The following is a 22,273-nucleotide window of genomic DNA, read 5'->3' as shown; positions in this document are numbered from 1 at the left end:
AAGGGCGCGAAGCGCCGCATTTTTTGACTGGTTTGTCAAGTGTTTTTGAGAAAAAAGTGGGTGATTTTTGAAAAATAGGTTCTGAAAGCACCATGAAATAAGGGCTGAAGATTCCGAGAAGTTATTTATGAGGAAAGGAGGAAAATGCGAAGTGGATGTCTCCCCCTTTGCAGTATTCCTGAAAAATGACAGATGGAATTATGTGGAGCCGGATGTAATTGTCACCTGCAACAGAGATAAACTGGATGATCAGGGCTGTCATGGTGCGCCGGACTGGGTCATGGAAGTGCTGTCACCTTCCAGTGTTGTCATGGACTGCCGCAGAAAGCTGGAGGCTTACAGAAGCGCCGGAGTCAGAGAGTACTGGATTATTGACCCCGGGCGGGAGACGGTTACAATATATGATTTTGAAAGGGAGGAAGGGGAACCGAAGGTATATGACTTTACGGAGGTTATCAGATCAGAGATTGTGGAAGATCTGGAGCTGGATTTCACGCAGCTTCAGGAGTATCTCAGATGACAGCATACTCTGAACCGTTACAGGTGTGGAAAGTCGAACGGTGACTGTCCGGCTAAATCAGTATTGACAATACACAGCGGGAGGAGTAACGTAACTGTTGATACATGCTTTTGCCGGGTAACAGTTCTGGCAGGCAGCTGAAATTTATGGTTTACACTGCCGCACTGTTGTGCAAAGCAGGATAGAAGATATCGAAATGCAGTTTCGTGGGTGTAATTGCTATGCTCCCACGTGCACAAAAGGAGAAAAAATGAGAGCTTTTAGTTTGTTTTCGGCTGAGCAGGCCCAACAGATTCGCTATGTGCTGTGTGATATTGATGACACCATCACAACCGAAGGAAAGCTGACCGCCGCCGCATATGCGGCTATGTGGAAGCTGCACGACAGCGGGATACAGGTTATCCCGGTGACGGGAAGGCCTGCGGGATGGTGTGATATGATTGTACGACAATGGCCGGTGCGCGCTGTTGTAGGTGAAAATGGTGCATTTGTCTATTATTTTGAGGATAAACATCTGAAAAGCTTTCTGCATCCTGCCGTATCCGGCGGCGATGTCCGGGAGAAACTGCAGGCTGTGACCAAAGCATGTCTGGAGGGGGTGCCGGGCTGCCGTCCGGCCAGAGACCAGTTTGCACGGATTTATGACGTGGCCATTGATTTCAATGAGGACCCTCCATATCTGGGATTTGAGGCGGCGGAGAAAATCAAGGCCATATGTGAAAGTATGGGCGCCGTGGCAAAGGTAAGTTCTATTCATGTGAACACATGGTTCGGAGATTACAACAAAGTGAGTATGACCCGGCTGTTTTTTGAGACTGTGCTGGGAGTGACGGAAGAAGAAATGAAGCGCAGTGTGGTGTTTTTTGGGGATTCTCCCAATGATGAGCCGATGTTTGCATATTTTCCCCAGTCTGTTGCCGTGGCAAATATTCAGCCTTTTGTGGACAAACTGCAGCATTTGCCGGCCTACAGAACGCAGCTGTGCTCCGGAGAGGGCTTTGCGGATGCGGTGGAATATCTGCTGAGCCTTCGAAGCAGAGACCGCTGACTGGAAATTGCAGACTGGGAAGAGCGTATTTCAGTGATAAAGGAAATGCGTGAATTGCCCAGGCGCTGCTTTGGGGGGAGGGAAGAAAGAAGCTGTGAAGAGCTGAAAATATAATGATTAAAGAGGGAAAAATAAAAATGACAGAGGGCTGCCGGAAACGGGCAGTCCCCCTGTCAAGTCAGGTACAGTCTGAATTTAATCCCGATATGCTGTCCGAAAATATCAGCTTTTTACCAGAGCTTTTTCCCTGCGTCTCTGCCGTCGGCAAAGGGACCAGGCAATGCCGCAATGCCTCTGTGCTCACCGAAATAATCTTCGTTAAAGAGAATAGCGGTTCCGTCCGGATTCTCGAATCGCTGTTCCGGTTCAAAGGCGCATCCCAGAATATCACTGTTAATGATTCCCGTCTCGAAATCTTTCAGGAAATCATACAGATTGGTTTTCAGGGAATAACTGCCGTTCTTTTCTTCCAGTTCCACATAAACTTTGTCAGTCTGATTCACCAGATTTTCTGCTTCTTTTTTCCAGGGTTTGGCTCCGTTAAAGTAGGCATTTCCATTTGCCCAGACCGGAAGATGGGAGAAGTGATATTTCTCCAGCGCTCCCATATCCGCAGGCTTGTCCAGCTCAAAATGACTGATCCATTCCTCATAGGTGGGATATTCGTCGAATACGTGGGTGCCAACCTCCTGATTCTCCTGCTCTTTTGCGTCAGGTTCCACAGGCCAGTTCTGGACGAATATGTTGTTATAAAAACGGTCGTCTCCGTGGAGAATGGTCATAAAGCCTGCCACTTCCGTGCGGTGGTGAATATGATAGGGCGTGTAGCGCGCCCGATTGACACCTTCCACTATACTGTCAGTGCCTTTGCCCACCAACGCAAATTTACCCAGCATCAGGTTGTGAACGAGAGCCACACCCTCTGTGGCAAGCGTGACACTCACTTTGGAAAGCATGATATTGTTGTCAATCAGCGTCGGTCCGTGTCCCACCTCTATAAAGATGTCCTGACTGAACATGGAACCGGCGGCTCTGGGCGTATTGTCCGGCACATGATTGTCATGCAGAAGATTCTGGGTAATGCGTGTTCCCTGGGCCTGCCAGTCGCACCAGATTCCCATGGTGGAATGGTGGATATGATTGCGGCGCATTACCACATCTATGGCTGCATGCAGTTTAATACCGGCTATTTCAGCGCCGCCCAGCTGCTGCATGTTGTTGATATGGTGGATGTGGTTATCCTCGATGAGGCTGAACACAGCGCCCATGCGCCCCACGATACCAGTCTGTTCACAGTGATGAATATGACAGCGACGGACAATATGACTTCCTATCTTTTCCTTGGTCCATCCGTGATACTGGCCACGGCATACGGCGTCACGCTCCATCTGGGTAGGACTTTTTACGTGTTTTCTGGTAAAATAATGGTCATTTTCCGGGTCATAATATTTTCCCAGAGAGATACCGCAGCATTTGCTGTTGCTGATATCACAGTCCTCGATAATCCATCCCTTTGACCAGTGCGGACCGATCATTCCGTCCTGATAAGCCGCGGGAGGAGCCCAGGTAGTCGCTGCTTTTTCCACGGTGAAACCGCTGAATGTAATGTAGTTCACGCCTGTCCTGGAAGGCATAAAGCAGTTTCTGCGCACATTGATTTCCACAGTTTCTTCATTTGGATTTTTCCCCTGGAAATTGGCGTAGATTACAGTTTCGTCTCCATCCTGCTCTGTATACCATTTGTATACGGACCATTCCGGCTCCCAGGACGGTGCATAGACTTCTCCTTTGACACATTCCTCCAGAGACTCTGCTTCGTACAGCTGACGGCCGTTGAGATAAACGGCACCGGTGTGACGCACTACCGGCGCGAAGTACCAGTCTCCGCCTATCATTGTGGTGTAAGGGTTGTAGCTTCCGAATACGCCGTTATTGACACGGCAGACCCATACACTGCCTTCATAATGCTTCCAGTCTTTCATGTCTTCCGCACCGGTAATCACCGCGCCCAGCGGTTTCTCACTGCGGTACACGATTCTGGAATCTTCGGTTCCTCCGTTTACCGGGTCCACATACTCATGATACACGCCGGGCGCCACGAGAATCTCGTCTCCGGGCACCGCGATTTTTGCCGCATCATTGATATGCCTGAAGGGCATTTCTTTGCTGCCGTTTCCGTTTTTCGGCGCGGCATTGCTGACATAGATAACCATAGTCTGACCTCCTGTTTTGTTTCTCTTTTATTAAGTATAGTACAGCCTCGGGGAAAGAACCAGTTACTTTTTGACTTATGTCACTCAAATATTGCGCTATCTGGAAAAGGACCGCTGAGGCTTTCTCGAAGGAAGCACTGGCACAGGAGAATCTTCTATGATAATATATAGGAAATACAGGCTGTCTGCCGAGGTGAAAGGAACATAAAATGAAAGCAGTTTATGAGGATGCGGGCAAAATATTTGCGGAGCTGGTAGAGATTGATTCTCCTTCTTTAAAAGAAAAAAAGATGGCGGAGCATATCAGAGAAATGTTCCGCAGGCTGGGAGTAGAGCTGACAGAAGATGACAGCGCAGAGGTGACAGGTTCCGATGCAGGTAATCTTTACGGCTGTGTTAAGGGTGGAAAAGAAGGAAAGCCGATCCTTCTGTCCGCGCATATGGATACGGTTATGCCGGCTTATGGGAAGAAGGCGATTTTCGGGGCCAACGGGGAGGTGCGCAGCGACGGGACAACTGTGTTGGGTGCGGATGACCTGGCCGGCGTTACAGCTATTTATGAGGCGGTAAAATATCTGAGAGAAAATCAGATAACTCACTGTGACATAGAGCTTCTGTTTACCACAGGAGAAGAGATTTACGGCAAAGGAGCAAAGGCATTTGACTACGGCAGACTGAACGCAGACAGGGCGTATGTTCTGGATTTAAGCGGGAGGATAGGGGACGCGGCATATGCGGCTCCCTCCATTCTTTCCTTCACTGCCTGTATGGAGGGAAAAGCAGCTCATGCGGGATTCTGTCCGGAGGAAGGGGTCAATGCCATTGCGGCGGCTTCGCGGGTCATAGCTTCTCTCCGGCAGGGGAGAATTGACGAGGAGACCACGGCTAATATTGGTATGATTTCCGGGGGCAGGGGAATTAATATTGTGTCGCCGGAGTGTGTGGTGAGAGGGGAGGTACGCAGCCTGAAGCATGAAAAGGCTGTGGAATTTCTCAGGGAATATCGGGAAGCCTTTGAAAAGGCGGCGGAGGAATCCGGGGGCAGGCTGTATTGGGAAGAGTCTGTGGACATCCGGGCCTATGAGACAGGACTTGACAGCCAGACTGTGACAGCCTATCGGAAAGCGGCGGAAAAAGCAGGTATAGAGGCCAGGATGGTGAAGACTTTCGGAGGAAGTGACGAGAATGTGTACTTTCAATATGGAATAGAGGGAATTGTAATGGCCACCTCCATGAACTGTGTCCACAGCTGCCGGGAATATACGAATATCCATGAAATCGTGTCCGTAACGGAAATCCTGATTCATCTGCTGACAGGGGAAAATGAATGAAACCGTTTGTACGGTCGCGTTTTGGCTCCGCAACAGGAAGATATCCCCTTTAACAGGCGGCAGGTTGCGGGAATGCGGCATGTCTGCAGGGGATATCAGGTATAAATGACCGCGGAACCAAATTATTCCAGCGCCATTTTTTTGACTCTTGCGAAGGCATTCTGCACATAGGGAACAGCCAGAATGACCAAAGTGACGGCGGCCTCTGTGTAGATATAAATGCCATTGTAGACCAGGGAATAGGGCAGAGGTGCCCAGCCCTCCCAGGCATATTCGGCAAAGAAAATCCAGCCGGATACTGTGGCAAAGATCCATCGTCCCACAACACCTGCCAGGTAGCCTTTGATCAGCCCTCTTTTTTGAGCGGAGAACAGACCGGAGAGACCGAAGGCGCCAAACGCCAGAATATAGTCTACCAGCAGCTGGGCAGGATGAATCACAAAAGGGTCCATGAGCAGCTGCAGAATACCGTAGGCAACGGCGGTAATCAGACCGGCTCCGAGACCGAACCAATAGCCGGGAAGGCAGACGAACAGCATGGAGAGCAATGTGACTGACCCTCCGAAGGGAAAGCGGTAAAGCTTTACATTGGACAGCACTGTGCCCAGAGCGATGGAAACGGCACAGAAGGCCAGCTGTTTGGCACTCAGCTTCAGAGAGCCTTTTCCGGAGGCTTTTTTCCCGGCAAAGGCCACAGCGGCGGCCAGAAGGGCGACAAAGACGATAATGAGCATTGCACTGCCCAGGGTGGTGGGGATATAACTGATGTTATTCCCCTCTGAAATGACATTGTACAACATAAAAAATCCTCCTTACCTTTGGCTAAGGAGGAACGACATCGGCAACTGCAGTGTACAGAAGCTGTGGGAAATCCGTTTGTTCTGTATGGTCCTGGCGCGATTCATATACGCGTTTTCGTTGCTCTGCTTCCTTACGCCGGTATTATCCGGTTCAAGTAGTGAGGGTTAGAAGCGATGCGCGGCATCGTTTCAATCTCAGCGATGTGCTCCCCTAGCGGTTATTATTTTATTTATGTTTTAATATAGGGTATTTCAGCTGCCGTGTCAAGTCATTTTTATGGCGGTTTCAGTGACCTGTCTGAACTGTCCCTGTCACGCAGATCTAAATTGCAGGGAATGGGCATTGGCAAAATGACGGAAAGCTGTCGTTGCCTTGGAGAGCAGAGACCTGTATAATAGGTTTCAGATCACAGAATCCTGATTCTGGAAAATAATACGCTTCGGCTGCCGGGGCGGAGCACTGTGGAAAACAGTGAGGGATTACGACTGAAAACAGAGAGGAATCAATATATGCACGGTAACAAATTAGTTGTGGGTATCCTGGCCCATGTGGACGCGGGCAAGACCACTCTTGCGGAAGGGCTTTTGTACACCTGTGGCCGTATCAGAAAGCTGGGCAGAGTGGACCATAAAGATGCATTTCTGGATAATTTTTCTCTGGAAAGGGAGAGAGGCATTACAATTTTCTCCAAACAGGCGCAGATTCAGTGGGAAGGGCTGGACATTACTCTGCTGGACACACCGGGACATGTGGACTTCAGCGCGGAGATGGAGCGTACCCTGCAGGTGCTGGATTATGCGTTGCTGGTAATCAGCGGCTCGGACGGCGTGCAGAGCCATGTGCAGACACTCTGGCGCCTTCTGGGGCAGTATGGAATTCCGGTATTCCTTTTTGTCAACAAGATGGACCAGCCGGGAACGGACAGGGAGAAACTGCTGGAAGAGCTGCAGACAAAGTTGGAAGGCGGCTGTCAGGCATTTGGACCGAAGGCGGAGGAGAAAGGAGAGAATTTTTGGGAGGAGCTTTCCCTGTGCGATGAAAGTCTGCTGGAGGAATATCTGGAAACGGGGTGTCTGGAGGAGCATTCTCTGGCGGAAGCAATCAGAAAGAGACATCTGTTTCCCTGCTATTTCGGTTCGGCGCTGCATTTGGACGGTGTGGAGGAGTTGCTGCGGGGAATGCACAGATATGCTGTCTGCCCCGGGTATCCCGAGGCATTCGGGGCCAGAGTCTATAAAATTTCCAGAGATGCTTCCGGAAATCGGCTGACTCATCTGAAGGTTACAGGGGGAAAACTGAGGGTAAAAATGCCTGTGAGCAATTCCGGCAGTGCGGGAACAGAGTCGGAAATCTGGGAGGAGAAGGCGGATCAGCTGCGCATTTACGGCGGCGCCCAGTATACAACAGCGGAATGTGTGGAGGCCGGGGGAATTTGTGCCGTGACGGGATTGGACAGAACTTTTGCCGGACAGGGGCTGGGCCGGGAAAAGCACAACGAACTTCCGATTCTGGAACCTGTGCTGACCTATGGACTGATATTGCCGGAGGGCAGCGACGCCGTGAAGGTGCTGGGACAGCTGCGCAGACTGGAAGAAGAGGAGCCCCAGCTTCATGTAGTCTGGCAGGAGGCGTCAGGAGGAAGCAGGCGGGTTCCGGAGATCCATCTGCAGGTTATGGGAGAGGTGCAGATTGAAATCCTGAAAAGGCTGATACTGGAACGTTTTGACCTGGAAGTTGAATTTACAGACGGACAGATAGTATATAAGGAGACCATCAGAAACGCTGTGGAGGGAATCGGACATTTTGAACCGCTGCGTCACTATGCGGAGGTGCATCTGCTGATGGAACCGGGGGAGCCGGGCAGCGGGCTGGAGTTTGCCTCTGCATGCAGTGAGGACATTCTGGACAGGAACTGGCAGCGGCTGATTCTCACGCATTTGGAAGAGCGCACACATCCGGGAGTGCTGACAGGTTCTCCTGTGACAGATATGAAGATTACACTGCTCACAGGGCGGGCGCATCTCAAGCATACGGAAGGAGGAGATTTCAGACAGGCTACTTACCGGGCATTGCGCCAGGGACTGATGCAAAGTGAAAGTGTACTTCTGGAACCGGTATTTTCTTTTATACTGGAGGTGCCCACAGCACAGATGGGCAGAGCCATGTCGGACATCCGGAGGATGTACGGCAGTTTTGACACTCCCCGGACCCAGGGGGAGTATACGACGATTACCGGCAGTGCTCCGGCGGCAACCATGAGAAGCTATCAGAAGGAAGTGAATGCCTACACCAGAGGTCTGGGGAGGCTGAGCTGTGTACTGAAAGGATATGAACCCTGCCACAATACGGAGGAAGTACTGGAACAGTCCGGCTATGAGCCGGAGGCAGATACGGAGAATCCGGCTTCCTCGGTATTCTGTGCCCATGGGGCAGGCTTTATGGTACCGTGGGACAGGGTGTCCGAGTACGCCCATCTGGAAAGCGGATGGGATCCGGAAGAGTGGGAGTGCAGAAAAAGAGAAGCAGGTGCGTTCCACAGGGGAGACGCCTGTAGGGGGAATGAAGACGGTCACATGGATGCTGGTACCGGGAGTGCGACAGGAGGCGGGCGCAGAGGACACAGAAACGGTACGGACAGCAGGGAATCGGGATCGGATTACATTACACAGGAAGAAATTGAAGAGATTTTTCTGCGCACTTACGGCAAGGCAAAGCGGGATTATGAGCCCTACCGGTATCATCAGCGGAATACGGGAAGCGGAGGCGGCCGGGAGGAGAGCATGGGATCGGAGAAGAATGCGACGGAACAGTCTGCTTCGCAGGAGACCGGAAAGGACCGGGGAGGATCTGCAGCCGGAAGGTCTGCCTGGTCTGCCGCACAGAAGGCTGGTGGTAAAAAGGAAGAATATCTTCTGGTGGATGGCTACAATATCATATTTGCCTGGGAGGATCTGCATGAGTTGGCCGAGCTGAACATTGACAGCGCCAGGGACAGGCTTATGGATATCTGCAGCAATTATCAGGGGTTTACAGGCTGTACGCTGATTCTGGTCTTTGATGCCTATAAGGTGAAAGGCAATCCCGGTTCCGTGCAGCGGTATCACAATATTTATGTGGTTTATACAAAAGAGGCGGAGACCGCGGATCAGTATATCGAGAAGACAGTCCATGAAATCGGCAGAAAACACCTTGTGACAGTGGCTACTTCGGATCGAATGGAGCAGATGATTATCTGGGGAGACGGGGCGGTGCGCCTGTCCGCACAGGGCTTTCGGGAGGCTGTGGACAGAACATCCCGGCAGATACGGGAGCAGTATACACAGGAGAATATGCGGCAGCGGAAAGAGGCGGGAAACCGGCCGTTTGAGGGTCTTGCGGATTTAACGGAAAATCCGGATTGACAAATGCGACATGTCATGATAGAATAAGTACATTCTGATGAGAGAGGTGAAAAAATGCGGAATTAGTCTACTTTTGATTACATGAAGGTTTCGACAGTGGGAAGAAATCAGCTGCTGTTTTGTCATGTTGCCAAAAGTGGATTATGTTCTCATAGCCTCTCTTTTTGTGTGCAAATCCGCCGTACTTTGGCATGGGCTGCAGTATTTGCTCTGAATTTATGAGGCTATGGTATGTAATGGAACTGTTTGGCGACAGACAGTTCTTTTTTTATGCTGTTGGACTGGAACCTGGGAGAACATGAAAATGGAAAAAGAGAAGGAGAGAGCTGTGTACAACATTTTTATAGAGGGAATACAGGGAACGGGAAAGTCAACTCTCCTGCAGGCAATTGCAGAAAAGAGGCCGGATATGCATGTGTGCCGGGAAGGAGACTATTCCCCTGTGGAGCTTGCATGGTGCAGCTGGATGACGGAAGAAGAATACCGTGCCGCAGGAGAGAGATACCCTTCTCTGAAAAAGGAGCTGGAGGCCAACGCGTTCAGAGAAGGTGACCGCCGCATTGTCACCTACACCAGAATTCTGACCGAGATTCCGGGCTTTCATAAGGACCTGGAGCGGTTTGAAATCTACAATGGCAGAAAGTCGGTGGAGGAGCTGGAGGAGATTGTGCGCATGAGGTATCGCCGGTTTTCGGAGACAGGATATCTGTTTGAATGTGCATTTCTGCAGAATATTGTGGAAGATCTGATTTTATATCACCGGTTGTCCGAGGATGAAATTGTGGCCTTTTACCGAAGGCTGTACGGTCAGGTCCAAAAGGAGAATTTTCGCCTGCTGTATCTGTATGGTGACAAACTGGAGGAAAGCACGGAAATCATCAGAAAGGAACGCTGTGACAGCGGGGGAAGAGAAATGTGGTATCCCCTGATGCTGAAGTATCTCACAGAATCTCCTTATGGAAGGGAGCGGGGCTGTTCGGGTTTTGAAGATCTGGTTATGCATTTCAGGCACAGGCAGCAGGTGGAACTGCGTATTCTGAGAGAGGTAGTTGGAGAACAGGCGGTGATTCTGCCCTCCAAAGGCTGGAAGAAAGAAGAGCTTACAGGGCTCCTCTCCGGGCGGTAATAAGCCGTTGGGTGAGGGAGCGGGCCGAAACTGGCTGAAAGGAAAGGAGATGAGGGATTATGCTGCAGATAAAAGAGCTGACAGTGACACATAAAAAAGATCTGAGAACTATTGTGGAGAAATTCAGCTTTGTGCTGAATGCCGGCCAAAAGGCTGTGCTGATCGGCGAGGAGGGCAACGGGAAATCTACTATCCTGAAATGGATTTACAGCCCGGATGCCATAGAGACGTATGCGGAGGCAGAGGGCAGCTGTATTCATACAGGGGAAAAACTGGGGTATCTGCCTCAGGAGCTGGAGCCGGAAGCACGGGGAAAGAGTGTCTGTGAATTTTTTGCAGAAGAGGAGCTGTTCTGGGAATATGATCCGAAGGAATTGAATGATCTGGCCAGAAAGCTGCATTTTTCGCCTGAATTATTTTACAGTGAACAGAAGATGGGAACGCTGTCCGGTGGGGAAAGGGTGAAAGTACAGCTGGCAAGAATACTGACAGGAAGGCCCACGATCCTGCTGCTGGACGAACCGTCCAATGACATTGACATTGAGACCCTGGAATGGCTGGAAGAATTTATCCGGGAATCCCCACTGCCGGTTTTGTATGTTTCCCACGACGAGATCCTGATTGAACGGACGGCCAATACGGTCATTCACCTGGAACAGATCAGGCGGAAAACCGTGTGCCGTTATACTGTGGCACATATGTCCTACAGAGAATATATGGAGCAGAGAGAGACGGGGATGGAGAAACAGCTGCAGGAGGCGCAAAACGACAGAAGACAGGAGAATATCAGGCAGGAGAAGCTGCGCAGGATTATGGATAAGGTAGACCATGATCAGGAGAATATTACCAGGCAGAATCCCAGCGGAGGCCGTCTGCTGAAGAAAAAAATGAAGGCAGTGAAATCCATGGAGAGGAGATTTGACAGGGAAGCGGAAAATATGACGCAGATGCCGGAAAAAGAGGAGGCTATTTTCCTGAAATTCGGACAGGATATCCGGATGCCTGCGGGAAAGGTGGTTCTGGATTTTCATTGTGATAGACTGACAGCCGGAGGGGCGGCAGAAGGGTATGACAGGGACACAGGCCGGAGGGGCGGCGAGAGCGGCAGTGACGGGAAGGAGCCCCGGGGAAATGGAAGCGGCGGCTCCGGGGGAGGCCTGGAGGAGAATGGACAGGAAGCGCCGGAAAGTGAGGAAAAAATTCTGGCGGAACAGATTGATCTGTTTGTGAAAGGTGCGGAGAAGGTCTGCATTACAGGAAGAAACGGCGCGGGCAAGACCACTCTGCTGCGGCGGATTGCGGCGGAACTTCTGGCCAGAGATGATATTCATGCCGCTTATATGCCCCAGAACTATGAGGAACTTATGGATATGTCCCGGACACCGGTGGAGTATTTATGTACCACCGGTGAGAAAGAGGAGCTGACACGGATACGGACATATCTGGGTTCCATGAAATATACCGCAGATGAAATGAGCCATCCGACGGCGGAACTGTCCGGAGGGCAGAAGGCGAAAGTATTTTTGCTGAAATTGAGTCTGTCAGGGGCGGATGTGCTGATTCTGGATGAGCCCACCCGGAATTTTTCACCCTTGTCCAACCCGGTGATCCGCAGTGTCCTTAAGGCGTACGGCGGAACGATTATCAGTGTCTCCCACGACAGAAAATATATTGAGGAAGTGTGTGATACCGTGTATGAACTGACGCCCCGGGGATTGCTGAGAACGTGATGCTTCTGTTGCCGTTTCCGCCTCTCCCGGCAACAGGGGCAGTATATTAGTGCGACAGAACTGGTATTTGATTGCATTTACGATTTTTTTGTGATAAAATCGTAATATTCGTACAAGCTCTATAAGAAAAGAAACAGCACAATGGTGCGGATGGGAGTCATATGTTATACGCTGTTGTATCGGAAAAGTATTCGTCTCTGCTTGCGCTGGGAGGTATCCTGTTTGCGTTTGTGGCCACGGTAGTTGCCACGGTGAAGCTGGAATCGCATCTGCCGAAAGATGCCGGGCGTGAATTTGCCCATGACGGCAAGCTCTCGGCCGGCAAACCCAGGGGAGCCGGAATTATCTTTGTACTGGCTTTTACGGCGGCGGCGTTGCTTTTTACCCCATTGAAGGCGGAGATTATCATCTATCTGATTCTGATTGTCATCTGCATGATGACAGGATTTCTGGATGATGCCTCGAAAATGCCCTGGGGCGAATTCAGAAAGGGATTTCTGGATTTATGTGTGGCGGCATTGACGGCCATGACTTTTCTGAAATATAATTCCAATGCCATAGAACTGGCCTTTTTTCATATGGGAATTGTGATACCGAAGGGACTGTTCGCCGTGCTGGCGGTGATTCTGGTGTGGGTGTCTGTGAATGTGACCAACTGCTCCGACGGGGTGGACGGGCTTTCCGGTACCCTGGCGATTATTTCCATGACAACTATTTATCTGGTGGACCGGATTCTGGAGGCAGGGCAGGACTTTTCATTTCTGATATTGCTTTTTGCGGCCTGTATCCTGGGCTATCTGTGGTATAATGCCACTCCCAGCCGGCTGCTGATGGGAGATGCGGGATCCCGGGCCATGGGACTTTTTATCAGCATTGCCGTGCTGAAAACGGGCAGACCCCTTCTGTATATTCCGGTGGCGCTGGTGCTGATTCTGGACGGCGGTCTGGGGCTGATTAAGGTGTCGCTGCTTCGTATGGGGAAGATCCGCATTCTGAAGAAAGTGCGTACGCCCCTTCATGATCATGTGCGGAAGATATGGGGCTGGTCCAATACGCAGACGGTATTCCGTTTTGCCATTATTCAGATTATACTGGCCGTGGCGGTTGTGTACGGCATCGGAATGTAGAAAGGGAAAGAAGGAAAGGAATCGCGGGAATTTACTCCGGAAAGACAGAAGAATGCAGAAGCGGACATAGAAGCGCAGGGGGAAGAAAAAGGGAGCGCGGTTCCGGAAGAGGAGCGGGAGACTGAATTATGTATGATGAACTGACACCCGGTGATATCAGGAAGATGGAAGAGGAGATAGAGCACCGGAAGCTGGTGGTGCGTCCCAAAGCGCTGGAGGATGTAAAAGAGGCAAGGGCCCAGGGAGACCTGAGCGAAAATTTTGAATATTATGCGGCGAAGAAATTCAAGAACCAGAATGAGAGCCGGATTCGCTATCTGGAGAGAATGATCAGGACGGCAAAGGTGATTTCCGAGGAGTCCGCGGAGGATGAGGTTGGCATCAACAATACTGTCACGGTGGAATTCGCAGACGATGGTTCCGTGGAGACCTATAAAATTGTAACCACAGTCAGAGGAAATTCTCTGGAAAATCTGATCAGCAATGAAAGTCCTCTGGGCAAGGCGCTGTTGGGGAAAAAGGAAGGAGATACCGTTTCTGTGCAGGTAAACGCGTCCACTGGCTATGAGGTGAAAATAATCCGTATCGATAAATCCACAGATGACGGAAATGATAAGATTAGGAGTTTTTAAATGAAAAATTATCTTTTATTTGACCTGGATGGAACATTGACAGACCCCAAAGAAGGGATCTGTACCTGTGTACAGTATGCGCTGTCTTCTTTTGGAATTGATGAGCCTGATCTGGACAGGCTGGAGCCTTTTATCGGGCCGCCCCTGAAGGACAGTTTTATGGAATTTTATCAGATGGACGAAGTGCAGGCGGAAGCTGCAATCGAGAAATACAGGGAGCGTTTCCGGGATAAGGGGATTTTCGAGAATGAATTGTATACCTGGGTCCCCGAGATGCTGCGGGCGCTGAATTCCAAAGGAATGTTTATGGCGGTTGCCTCCAGTAAACCCACTGTGTTTGTGCAGCAGATTCTGGAGCATTTCAACATTGCCAAATACTTTAAAGTCGTGGTGGGAAGCGAGCTGGACGGAACCAGAACGGATAAGGCTGAAGTGGTGGAGGAAGCCGTGCGTCAGCTGTTTGGTGAGAAGCCGGTGGACAAGAGCAAAGTATACATGATCGGCGACCGCCGCCATGATGTGGAAGGCGCTCATGCTTACGGTGTGGAAGCAGTGGGTGTCGCCTACGGTTATGGCAGTATGGATGAGCTGAAGGAGGCCAGAGCCGATTACATTGTCCGTTCTGTGGGAGAGCTGCAGAAATTCCTTCTGCGGGGAACGGAAGAGACGGAGAAGCTTACGACTTTTCAGCGGATATGGCAGCTGGCGCTTCCGTTTCTGCTGTTTGTCATGGTGAGAAATATTGGTCTGAATATCGGTGTCGTGATTCTGGCCACGCTGGGCAACAGCATTTCAGGAGGAGATTTTCTGTTTATACGCAATGCGGAAGGGGCGTTGGAGCAGGTGACGGGAAACGGTTCTGCGATTATCTCGACGATCGGGATCCTGGCCGGTGCGGCAGCTGTCTTCGGTATTGCGAAAAAGACGCTTGCCAGAACAGCCAATGACATGAAGCTGACCCACATCAAGGAGGAGCCGGGGAAAAGCTATCTGTTTATGGGGATTGCGTCCGTGGGACTGGCAGTGGGTCTGAATGCACTTCTGGAACTGACAGGGGTTATCAACAGTTCGGAGACCTATCAGACGGTAGCGGAGAAGCAATATGCGGTGGCGCTTCCTCTGGGGCTGATCTGCTTCGGCATTATTGCCCCCATTGCCGAGGAGCTTCTGTTTCGGGGGATTATTTACAGCTGTGTGAGGCGGTATATGAAGCCCATTGCGGCCATGGTTATGTCAGCCGCTTTTTTTGCCATGTACCACGGCAATTCAGTGCAGGGGATTTATGCTTTTGCCATGGGGTGCCTCATGGTGTATGCATTTGAATACTTTGGAGATTTCCGGATGCCGGTAGCCGTACATATTATCTCCAATGTGCTGATTTACAGTATCAGCTATCAGCCGGGTACGGCAGCTGTGTTCGTGAACTGGCCGGTATGCCTTGTATGCCTGGCGTTCGGTGTGGGAGGCGTATGGCTGCTGAACAGGGAGAAGAAGATATACGGATAGCATGTGTGCTGTGGATATATGAAACAGTGCCGGCAATAGTTTGGAGGAAGACAGTGATGGATACAGGTAATGAAAGGATAGAAGCGGTATCATGAAATTTTCTGTGATTACAGTTTGTCTGAATCCGGGAGAAAAACTGAATGCCACATTGGAAAGCGTGTTGAGTCAGAGCTGTCCGGATGTGGAGATTGTGCTGAAGGACGGATGCAGCACGGATGGAAGCGTGGAAAACTGGCAGAGGGAAAACGCATCCCGCCCTGAGGCAGAGAGGGTAAAGGTCTATACGGAAAAGGATTCGGGGATTTATGACGCCATGAATCAGGCCGTGGCTCATGCGGAGGGAGAGTTCCTGCTTTTTCTGAACTGCGGGGATGTGCTGCCGGAGGATGAGGTCCTGGAGCGGACCCGGCAGGTATTGGAACAGGAGAAGAAGGCAGGGACAGATATGGATCGGCTGGTACTGTATGGGGATACCTGCAGCGGGAAAAATCATGTGACGATTGCCTCCGCTCCTGTCATCAGCGGTTTTACCTGTTATCGGAATATCCCCTGTCATCAGTCCTGCTTTTACAGCGCGGCTCTTTGCAGGGAGAAGCCGTACGATCTGCAGTATAAAATCCGTGCGGATTATGACCATTTTCTCTGGTGTTTTTATAAGGCAGGAGCGAAAATGCGTCATATGGATTTCCCGGTGGCCTTCTATGAGGGCCGGGGCTTTTCGGAAAGCCCGGAGAATCAGAAGCGGGATAAGCAGGAGCACAGACGGATTACATCGAATTATATGAGCAGGAGGGAGCTCTTCAAATATCGCGGGGCTATGATCGTGACTCTGGCGCCGCTGCGCAGAGCCATGGCGGAGAGTAAACTTTTTTCCGGGGTGTATCACTGGGTGAAAAAAAGAATTTATTCTGCATAAAAAAGATAATAATGGCGGAGAAGAGTACCGGCAGATTCCCATAGCCTTAAGTTCCGGCCGCCATACCCAGGAAGTATCTGTGAATCCGCAAATCCTCATCCAGTTCCGGGTGAAAGGCAGTGACCAGCTGATTCTTTTGTCTGGCGGCCACAATGCGGCCGTCCGCCCGGGCCAGGACTTTTGTGTCCTCACGGGCAGCGGCGATATAGGGAGCGCGGATGAACGTCATGGGAACAGTCCCAATGCCGGAGAAATTGTCTTCCGTATGGAAACTGCCAAGCTGCCTGCCGTAGGCATTTCTTTTTGCAGTGATATCCATGGTTCCAAAGTGGACCGCACCGCCGTCCACTTCTTTTGCCAGGAGTATCAGTCCGGCGCAGGTTCCGAAGACGGGCAGGCCGGACTGAATCATTTCTTTCAGGGGCTTGTAAAGCGCCAGTTCCCGCAGCAGCTTTCCCATGACAGTGCTTTCACCGCCGGGCAGAATGAGGCCGTCAAAAGGACGCTCCAAATCGGAAGGTCGGCGGATTTCAAAATGGGTCGTGTCTAATCTGTCCAGCATACGGGCATGCTCGGCAAAAGCGCCCTGCAGAGCAAGAATGGCAATGGTCATTTCTATTTCCCTCTCTCTTCCATAATCAGGGCGATCTCCTGTTCATTGATCCCTACCATGGCGTCTCCCAGATCTTCCGATAATTCTGCGATCAGTTTTGCATCGGTATAGTTTGTAACTGCCTGTACGATGGCGGCGGCACGTTTTGCCGGATCGCCGGATTTGAAGATGCCGGATCCCACGAAGACACCTTCCGCGCCCAGCTGCATCATTAAGGCTGCGTCTGCGGGGGTTGCCACACCTCCTGCGGCAAAGTTGACCACGGGCAGCTGCCCGGTTTCGTGAACCTGACGGAGCAGGTCACAGGGGACTTCCAGCTGTTTTGCCGCTTCAAAAAGCTCATCTTCCCTGAGATTCTGTACTCTTCTGATCTCTGCGTTCATGGCACGCATATGGCGGACGGCCTGAACAATGTCGCCGGTTCCGGGCTCGCCCTTCGTGCGGATCATGGAGGCGCCTTCGGCGATACGCCGCAGAGCCTCACCCAGATCTCTGGCGCCGCAGACAAAAGGGACTCTGAAGCGGGTTTTGTCAATATGGTATTTGTCGTCTGCAGGAGATAAGACTTCGCTCTCGTCAATATAGTCGATTTCAATGGCTTCCAGGATCTGAGCCTCCACAAAATGACCGATGCGGCATTTTGCCATGACAGGGATGGAGACTGCCTGCTGGATGCCTTTGATCATTTTGGGGTCGCTCATCCGGGAGACCCCGCCTGCCGCGCGGATGTCTGCCGGGATTCTCTCCAGTGCCATGACGGCGCAGGCCCCGGCATTCTGGGCGATTCTGGCCTGCTCCGGTGTGGTGACATCCATGATGACACCGCCTTTCAGCATCTGCGCCAACTGTTTATTCAGTTCATATCGGTTCTGATTTTCACTCATTTCCATACCTCTCTGTGATTCGAATTTTGGTGATAAAACAGGTCGGCCGGCCTGTATAGAGAATAATATAAATGTGGCATGATGGAAAGTGCCACTTTTTGAAAAAATAACCATGCCACAATTGCATCCACTCTCTGTACTGATGCGGAAGAGAAGCTTTTTACATTTTACACAGATACTGTTTTGACAGAAATATATAACTTTTTTAAAATAGTATATTGCAATATATAATACCATGTGATAAAATGAACTGGTCAAAAGGCAGTACTGATTAGAATTCAGAGATGTTAATTTTCAGGCAGAAAGGAAGGAGGATCTGGATGAATACACAATTTAAAAAAGGCGCACTGGAGCTCTGTGTGCTCTCACAGCTGGTGTGGGGTGACAAATATGGATATGAACTGACGGAAAAAATATCCGGTGAAATGTCCATTGCCAGCGGCACGCTGTACCCTATTCTCAGGAAGCTGAAGGAAGATGACTATGTAACCACTTATCTGGTGGAATCGGAATCCGGCCCGGCGAGAAAATATTACCAGCTGACGGAGAAGGGAAAGCAGTATCAGACATCGGTAAAGCAGGAATGGGAAGTATTTATCAATGCGGTAAACCAGCTGATCCTGGGATAAGGTAACGGCACAGTGCAGGAAAATGTGCAATGTGGGAGACGTGTGGTGCACATGGCAGAACTGAAACGGAAAGGAGAGGTTATGAATAAGCAGGAATATATGAAGAAGCTGCAGGAGAGGCTTGAAAGCTTTGGAAAAGAACTGCAGGAAGAGATTATGGAAGATTACAGGCAGCACTTTGCCGAAGGGGAGAATGAAGGAAAATCAGAGGAGGAAATCATAGAGGAGCTGGGGAATATCGAGGAGATGATCCGCGAGCTGTCAGAGGATGAACTGCCGGAGGGATTTGCCCAGAGGACACGGGAAGCCGCCGATGTATCCGAAGGCAATGGAAAAGAAGTGGCAGAGACAGAGGAAAATGATGATAAATTCGAAGAGACGGAGATGAAGAGGGCGTTTTCCTACTCCGGATATTATAAGGCTGTGGTACTGGAAGGAAAGGTGGCGGATATCTATGTGACCCAGTCCGAGAATGATCAGATTCATGTGGACTATGAGGCCAAAGGGCTGAGCAGCCAGCAGAATTACGAGTATTATCAGTATGAAGAGGATGGAGCTTTCTACGCAGGTGTGAAGCGCAAAAAGGGCATCCGGGAAGAGGGAGACAGCGACGAGAAGATGGTAAAGGTGACGCTCTTCGGACGGACGATTATTTCCTATGGCACTATCGGGAACGTCTGCAGTATGGGACAGAGCATTACGCTCACGGTGAGAGTGCCGAAGGGCATACCGAAGCTGACGGCAAAAGTGGGAAGTGGAAATGTGAGCATGTCCGGAATCGAACTGGAAGCGCTGGAGGCCACAAGCGGAAGCGGAAATGTAGGGCTGAAGGAGATTGTGGCGGACAGGATGAAAGCCCACACGGGAAGCGGTAATATAGCGGCACATCATACAGAGTTCATTTCCGGAGCACTGGAGACCGGAAGCGGTAATATCAAGGCGGAAGGGGTAAAGGGCAGAGAGCTGCGCTGCGGCACCGGAAGCGGCAATATCAAAGGGGAAGCCTCCGTGGGAGAATATCATCTGTCCAGCGGAAGCGGCAATATCAAGATAAAAGCCGACGGCAATGCGGAGAGAATCAGTATGTCAACCGGAAGCGGCAGCATTAAGCTGGAGCTGGAAGGCGTCAGAGGAATGGAGACCACCGTGCGGACAGGATCGGGCGGCGTGCGTGTGGCGTGGAATGACGATGAAGGACAGAAGGTGAAGAATGGCAATTACACCTATGGAAACGGTGCCTGCAAGATCAAGGCCAATACAGGAAGCGGCAGTATCAAGATCTGGGGCAGAGAAGAAGGATGATTTGAAAGTCAAAGCGGGAGAGGAGTACAGGAATACGAAAGAAATCCTGCAATCGGAATTGGTCTGGGTTGTCTGTGCAAGGGAAGCAGGTGGCCGCAGGCCTTTTCCTTTTATGGCAGGAAAGCCTTTCCTGACGAAAGGACAATAGCGGCTGGAGCGGGCGGTCTGGAGCCTGTTGCTGGCCAGCGGATATTTGAAAGTACTTTCCTATGAGGACTATTTTGAGATTCCGGAGGACGCACAGCCGGAGTATGAGCTGACTCTGACCAATCTGGAGGTAAGGCGGATGTTCCAGAGCATGATCCGGGAATGGTTCAGAGAGGCAGAGCCGGACTACAATGATTTTATCAAGGCGCTGCTGAGCGGGGATAAGAAGGCGATGAATGTCTATATGAACCGTGTGGCACTGAATGTATTCAGTATCATTACTTCCAACAGAGAAAGCGGCTTCGGAAGATATGATGTGGTGCTGGAGCCGAGGACATCCGGAGAGGACGGCGGCAGCCGGAAAAATTCCGGCAAAGATGCCGCCGGTAATCACAACGGATATGCGATCGCAAATATAGCCTGACGCATCCCTATTTTTTCACCACAGGTATCCATACTTCATACTGTGCGTTTTGAGGGTCCGGATTCAGGTAAACCTCCACATCGGGAGCATTGCCATATTCATATCCTGAAGTGGGCAGCCACTCTGTTACAATGCGCCGTTCCAGTTCCTGAATGGACTGATTCGTACCCTGCCCGGAAAAGATTGCCCAGGTGGCCGCCGGGACGGTATATTCTTCAAGGTCATCCTTTTCCTGTGAGGTAGAGACCGCAATATAATATCTCCAGGGCTCCGCATCATTACATGTGCTGATGCCAAGTACTCCCATAGGCGGCGTATCCATCAGGGCTATCAATCTCTGCAAGGTTCCGTTGGCAGGAAATATCCTTATCCGGGGGCACGGACACACCTACAATACGGAAAGCATCTTTTGTTTCGATTCGATAATTCATTTCTTCCACTCCTTTGACTGTGATTTTAAACAGGATCGGCGGGAAGGATTTTACGGACACGCCCTCATTTTTTACAGCAGAGGGGGCGATACCATGCACAGACTGAAAGGCTCTGTTATTTCTGCACAAAAAAGAGAGATCACATGTTCTGGGTTCTCCAGGGCCTGGCTTTGCCGAGCCAGCCCTGTCGGGCCCAATACGCTCCGTCCAGATATGCAGGGTCGTTTTTATGGAGTGACTGCTGCATTCCGCGGCAAACGAAAAATTTCATTTTGGTCATGAGATTCGTATGGGCAGGCTTTGTGTAATCTATCTGTGCAAATTTATGAGACAGCTTTCTCACCTTTCCGGTCAGTTCCATCTGCTTCTTCCCGGAAAGCTTTTCCCACACAATATCCCCCATCAAAGCGCCGGTGAATACCCCGATTTTGGAAATGCCCCACCAGGACAAACTGTGCCTGATATCCTTCGCCGCAGATTTTGCGCCTGCCCCCAGGCACTGGGTAAGAATCACAGCCCGTTTCCCAAACATTTCGGGAGCAGGACGGTGGGGCAGCCAGCGGTAAGCAAAATGGTCGAGAAATGCTTTCATTGCACCCGTAGCGTGAAACACATAGGCCGGAGAAGTCATTACGATCAAATCCGCTTCCAAAAGCGACTGATCAATTCTGCCGATGTATTCTGCGTCTTTGCAGGTATTTTCGCCGTTTATCAGACAGCTTATACAGCCGCTGCAGAAATGGGGACAATCCTTTGGAAGATCGAATTCCGTAATGTTCGCCCGCTCCTTAAACTCTGCTAAAAACAGCTCTTTCAGGCGGCAGGTCACACCATGCTTTTCCGTGCCGTTTATGACAGTGATATTCATTCTCTACACCTCCAGAATGTCGTGGAGAATCTGCGAATGCCACGCTTTGCGGTTTTCCTTTTTCGTCAAATCAACTTCCATTACCCTTGACACCGTGCCAACCCGCAGAAACATCTGCTGCATAACCGTAATCAGGCAAAAGGTTTTTCTCCTGACACCGGATTCATCAAGGTCGGGGCGGCAGGCTGCAACCAGCGGCAGAAAGGCCAGATACGTCCGGTTTGTATTGTCATAGTCTTTCGGCACCCGCATATCGGTAAGAATGGAAATTCTGGACACCGCACAATGTTCAAACAGAAAATCAAGGGTCATATTGCCAAGGAACTCCAGTTTCTCAAAAGGCGTAAGGCTCTGTGTGTTCTCCTGGATATGCTGAAACCGTTCCACAATTCCATTTATCATACGCTCAATACATTGCTCCATGAGTCTGTCCTTATTTCCAAAATGATAATTTACGAGACCCAATCCGACCCCTGCTCTATTGCATATCTCACGGACTGTAATCTCTTCTGAATGCCCGTCGTTTTCCACAATGAGTTCTATCGCCGCCTGTATGATTGCCTCTTTATGATCCACACCCTGCCTCCTGCTGAACGTTGTTCAAATTCATTATACTGAACACTG

At 50.6% G+C, this 22,273-nt stretch carries 19 protein-coding genes, 1 pseudogene and 1 riboswitch; of the genes and pseudogenes, 13 read left to right on the top strand and 7 right to left on the bottom strand.

The features are described from left to right. Positions 1-127 precede the first annotated feature (127 nt). Positions 128-520 carry a Uma2 family endonuclease gene (locus NSB25_RS24825; RefSeq protein WP_103242059.1) on the top strand — a complete coding sequence of 131 codons (393 nt, stop codon included), beginning with the start codon at positions 128-130 and terminating at the stop codon, positions 518-520. A 250-nt stretch (positions 521-770) separates the two neighbouring features. Beyond that, the gene (locus tag NSB25_RS24820; RefSeq protein WP_103242058.1) at positions 771-1,568 is read left to right on the top strand and encodes an HAD family hydrolase; all 798 of its coding nucleotides are present in this window, start codon (positions 771-773) and stop codon (positions 1,566-1,568) included. Between the two features lie 230 nt (positions 1,569-1,798). Here NSB25_RS24820 and NSB25_RS24815 read toward each other — a convergent pair whose 3' ends face one another. Then, on the bottom strand, positions 1,799-3,781 hold the full coding sequence (locus NSB25_RS24815; protein WP_103242057.1) for a right-handed parallel beta-helix repeat-containing protein: 1,983 nt from the start codon (positions 3,779-3,781) through the stop codon (positions 1,799-1,801). 209 nt (positions 3,782-3,990) lie between these two features. Between NSB25_RS24815 and NSB25_RS24810 the strand changes: the two genes are divergently transcribed. Then, positions 3,991-5,112, top strand: a complete 1,122-nt coding sequence (locus NSB25_RS24810; RefSeq protein ID WP_103242056.1) for a M20/M25/M40 family metallo-hydrolase — start codon at positions 3,991-3,993, stop codon at positions 5,110-5,112. 122 nt (positions 5,113-5,234) lie between these two features. On the opposite strand, the gene NSB25_RS24805 is transcribed toward NSB25_RS24810, so the two are convergent. Continuing rightward, positions 5,235-5,912, bottom strand: a complete 678-nt coding sequence (locus tag NSB25_RS24805) for an energy-coupled thiamine transporter ThiT (RefSeq protein WP_103242055.1) — start codon at positions 5,910-5,912, stop codon at positions 5,235-5,237. Positions 5,913-6,023: 111 nt separating this feature from the next. Next, positions 6,024-6,135, bottom strand: a riboswitch (TPP riboswitch). 287 nt (positions 6,136-6,422) lie between these two features. On the opposite strand from NSB25_RS24805, the gene NSB25_RS24800 reads away from it, so the two are divergent. The 7 genes from NSB25_RS24800 (at position 6,423) to NSB25_RS24765 (ending at position 16,351) form a co-directional block, all read left to right on the top strand. Further along, entirely contained in the window at positions 6,423-9,314 is a 2,892-nt protein-coding gene (locus tag NSB25_RS24800; protein ID WP_242982596.1) for a translation factor GTPase family protein, read from the top strand. A 304-nt stretch (positions 9,315-9,618) separates the two neighbouring features. Next, positions 9,619-10,440: a P-loop NTPase family protein gene (locus NSB25_RS24795; protein WP_103242054.1), complete on the top strand. Its 822-nt coding sequence runs from the start codon at positions 9,619-9,621 to the stop codon at positions 10,438-10,440. Positions 10,441-10,499: 59 nt separating this feature from the next. Further along, positions 10,500-12,170, top strand: coding sequence for an ATP-binding cassette domain-containing protein (locus NSB25_RS24790; RefSeq protein WP_242982595.1), 1,671 nt, complete (start codon positions 10,500-10,502; stop codon positions 12,168-12,170). Between the two features lie 161 nt (positions 12,171-12,331). After that, on the top strand, positions 12,332-13,297 hold the full coding sequence (locus NSB25_RS24785) for an MraY family glycosyltransferase (RefSeq protein ID WP_103242053.1): 966 nt from the start codon (positions 12,332-12,334) through the stop codon (positions 13,295-13,297). A 128-nt stretch (positions 13,298-13,425) separates the two neighbouring features. After that, on the top strand, positions 13,426-13,929 hold the full coding sequence (greA, locus tag NSB25_RS24780; protein ID WP_103242052.1) for a transcription elongation factor GreA: 504 nt from the start codon (positions 13,426-13,428) through the stop codon (positions 13,927-13,929). Beyond that, entirely contained in the window at positions 13,930-15,435 is a 1,506-nt protein-coding gene (locus NSB25_RS29310) for an HAD hydrolase-like protein (RefSeq protein WP_103242051.1), read from the top strand. It begins immediately after the preceding gene. Between the two features lie 91 nt (positions 15,436-15,526). Next, on the top strand, positions 15,527-16,351 hold the full coding sequence (locus NSB25_RS24765; RefSeq protein WP_103242050.1) for a glycosyltransferase: 825 nt from the start codon (positions 15,527-15,529) through the stop codon (positions 16,349-16,351). Between the two features lie 46 nt (positions 16,352-16,397). Here NSB25_RS24765 and pdxT read toward each other — a convergent pair whose 3' ends face one another. Next, on the bottom strand, positions 16,398-16,964 hold the full coding sequence (gene pdxT, locus NSB25_RS24760; protein ID WP_103242049.1) for a pyridoxal 5'-phosphate synthase glutaminase subunit PdxT: 567 nt from the start codon (positions 16,962-16,964) through the stop codon (positions 16,398-16,400). A gap of 2 nt (positions 16,965-16,966) precedes the next feature. Further along, the gene (pdxS, locus tag NSB25_RS24755) at positions 16,967-17,848 is read right to left on the bottom strand and encodes a pyridoxal 5'-phosphate synthase lyase subunit PdxS (RefSeq protein WP_103242048.1); all 882 of its coding nucleotides are present in this window, start codon (positions 17,846-17,848) and stop codon (positions 16,967-16,969) included. A 320-nt stretch (positions 17,849-18,168) separates the two neighbouring features. Here pdxS and NSB25_RS24750 point away from each other — a divergent pair, with 320 nt between their 5' ends. The 3 genes from NSB25_RS24750 (at position 18,169) to NSB25_RS24740 (ending at position 20,350) form a co-directional block, all read left to right on the top strand. Beyond that, the gene (locus tag NSB25_RS24750) at positions 18,169-18,477 is read left to right on the top strand and encodes a PadR family transcriptional regulator (RefSeq protein WP_103242047.1); all 309 of its coding nucleotides are present in this window, start codon (positions 18,169-18,171) and stop codon (positions 18,475-18,477) included. A 51-nt stretch (positions 18,478-18,528) separates the two neighbouring features. Continuing rightward, positions 18,529-19,779: a DUF4097 family beta strand repeat-containing protein gene (locus NSB25_RS24745; protein ID WP_103242046.1), complete on the top strand. Its 1,251-nt coding sequence runs from the start codon at positions 18,529-18,531 to the stop codon at positions 19,777-19,779. Positions 19,780-19,954: 175 nt separating this feature from the next. After that, positions 19,955-20,350, top strand: a complete 396-nt coding sequence (locus NSB25_RS24740; RefSeq protein WP_207656186.1) for a hypothetical protein — start codon at positions 19,955-19,957, stop codon at positions 20,348-20,350. A gap of 7 nt (positions 20,351-20,357) precedes the next feature. Here NSB25_RS24740 and NSB25_RS29780 read toward each other — a convergent pair. From NSB25_RS29780 to NSB25_RS24725, 3 genes and pseudogenes are all read right to left on the bottom strand, one after another. After that, positions 20,358-20,898, bottom strand: a pseudogene (locus tag NSB25_RS29780) (GyrI-like domain-containing protein); the annotation flags it as partial. Between the two features lie 22 nt (positions 20,899-20,920). Continuing rightward, the gene (locus NSB25_RS24730; RefSeq protein WP_103242045.1) at positions 20,921-21,649 is read right to left on the bottom strand and encodes a flavodoxin family protein; all 729 of its coding nucleotides are present in this window, start codon (positions 21,647-21,649) and stop codon (positions 20,921-20,923) included. 3 nt (positions 21,650-21,652) lie between these two features. Further along, positions 21,653-22,225, bottom strand: a complete 573-nt coding sequence (locus NSB25_RS24725) for a TetR/AcrR family transcriptional regulator (RefSeq protein WP_103242044.1) — start codon at positions 22,223-22,225, stop codon at positions 21,653-21,655. Positions 22,226-22,273 lie beyond the last annotated feature (48 nt).

The organism is Acetatifactor muris, from assembly GCF_024623325.1.
Classification (GTDB): Bacteria; Bacillota; Clostridia; order Lachnospirales; family Lachnospiraceae; genus Acetatifactor; species Acetatifactor muris.
The sequence above is the reverse complement of the archived record's forward strand: the minus strand, read 5'-3'. Positions and strand labels throughout refer to the sequence as shown.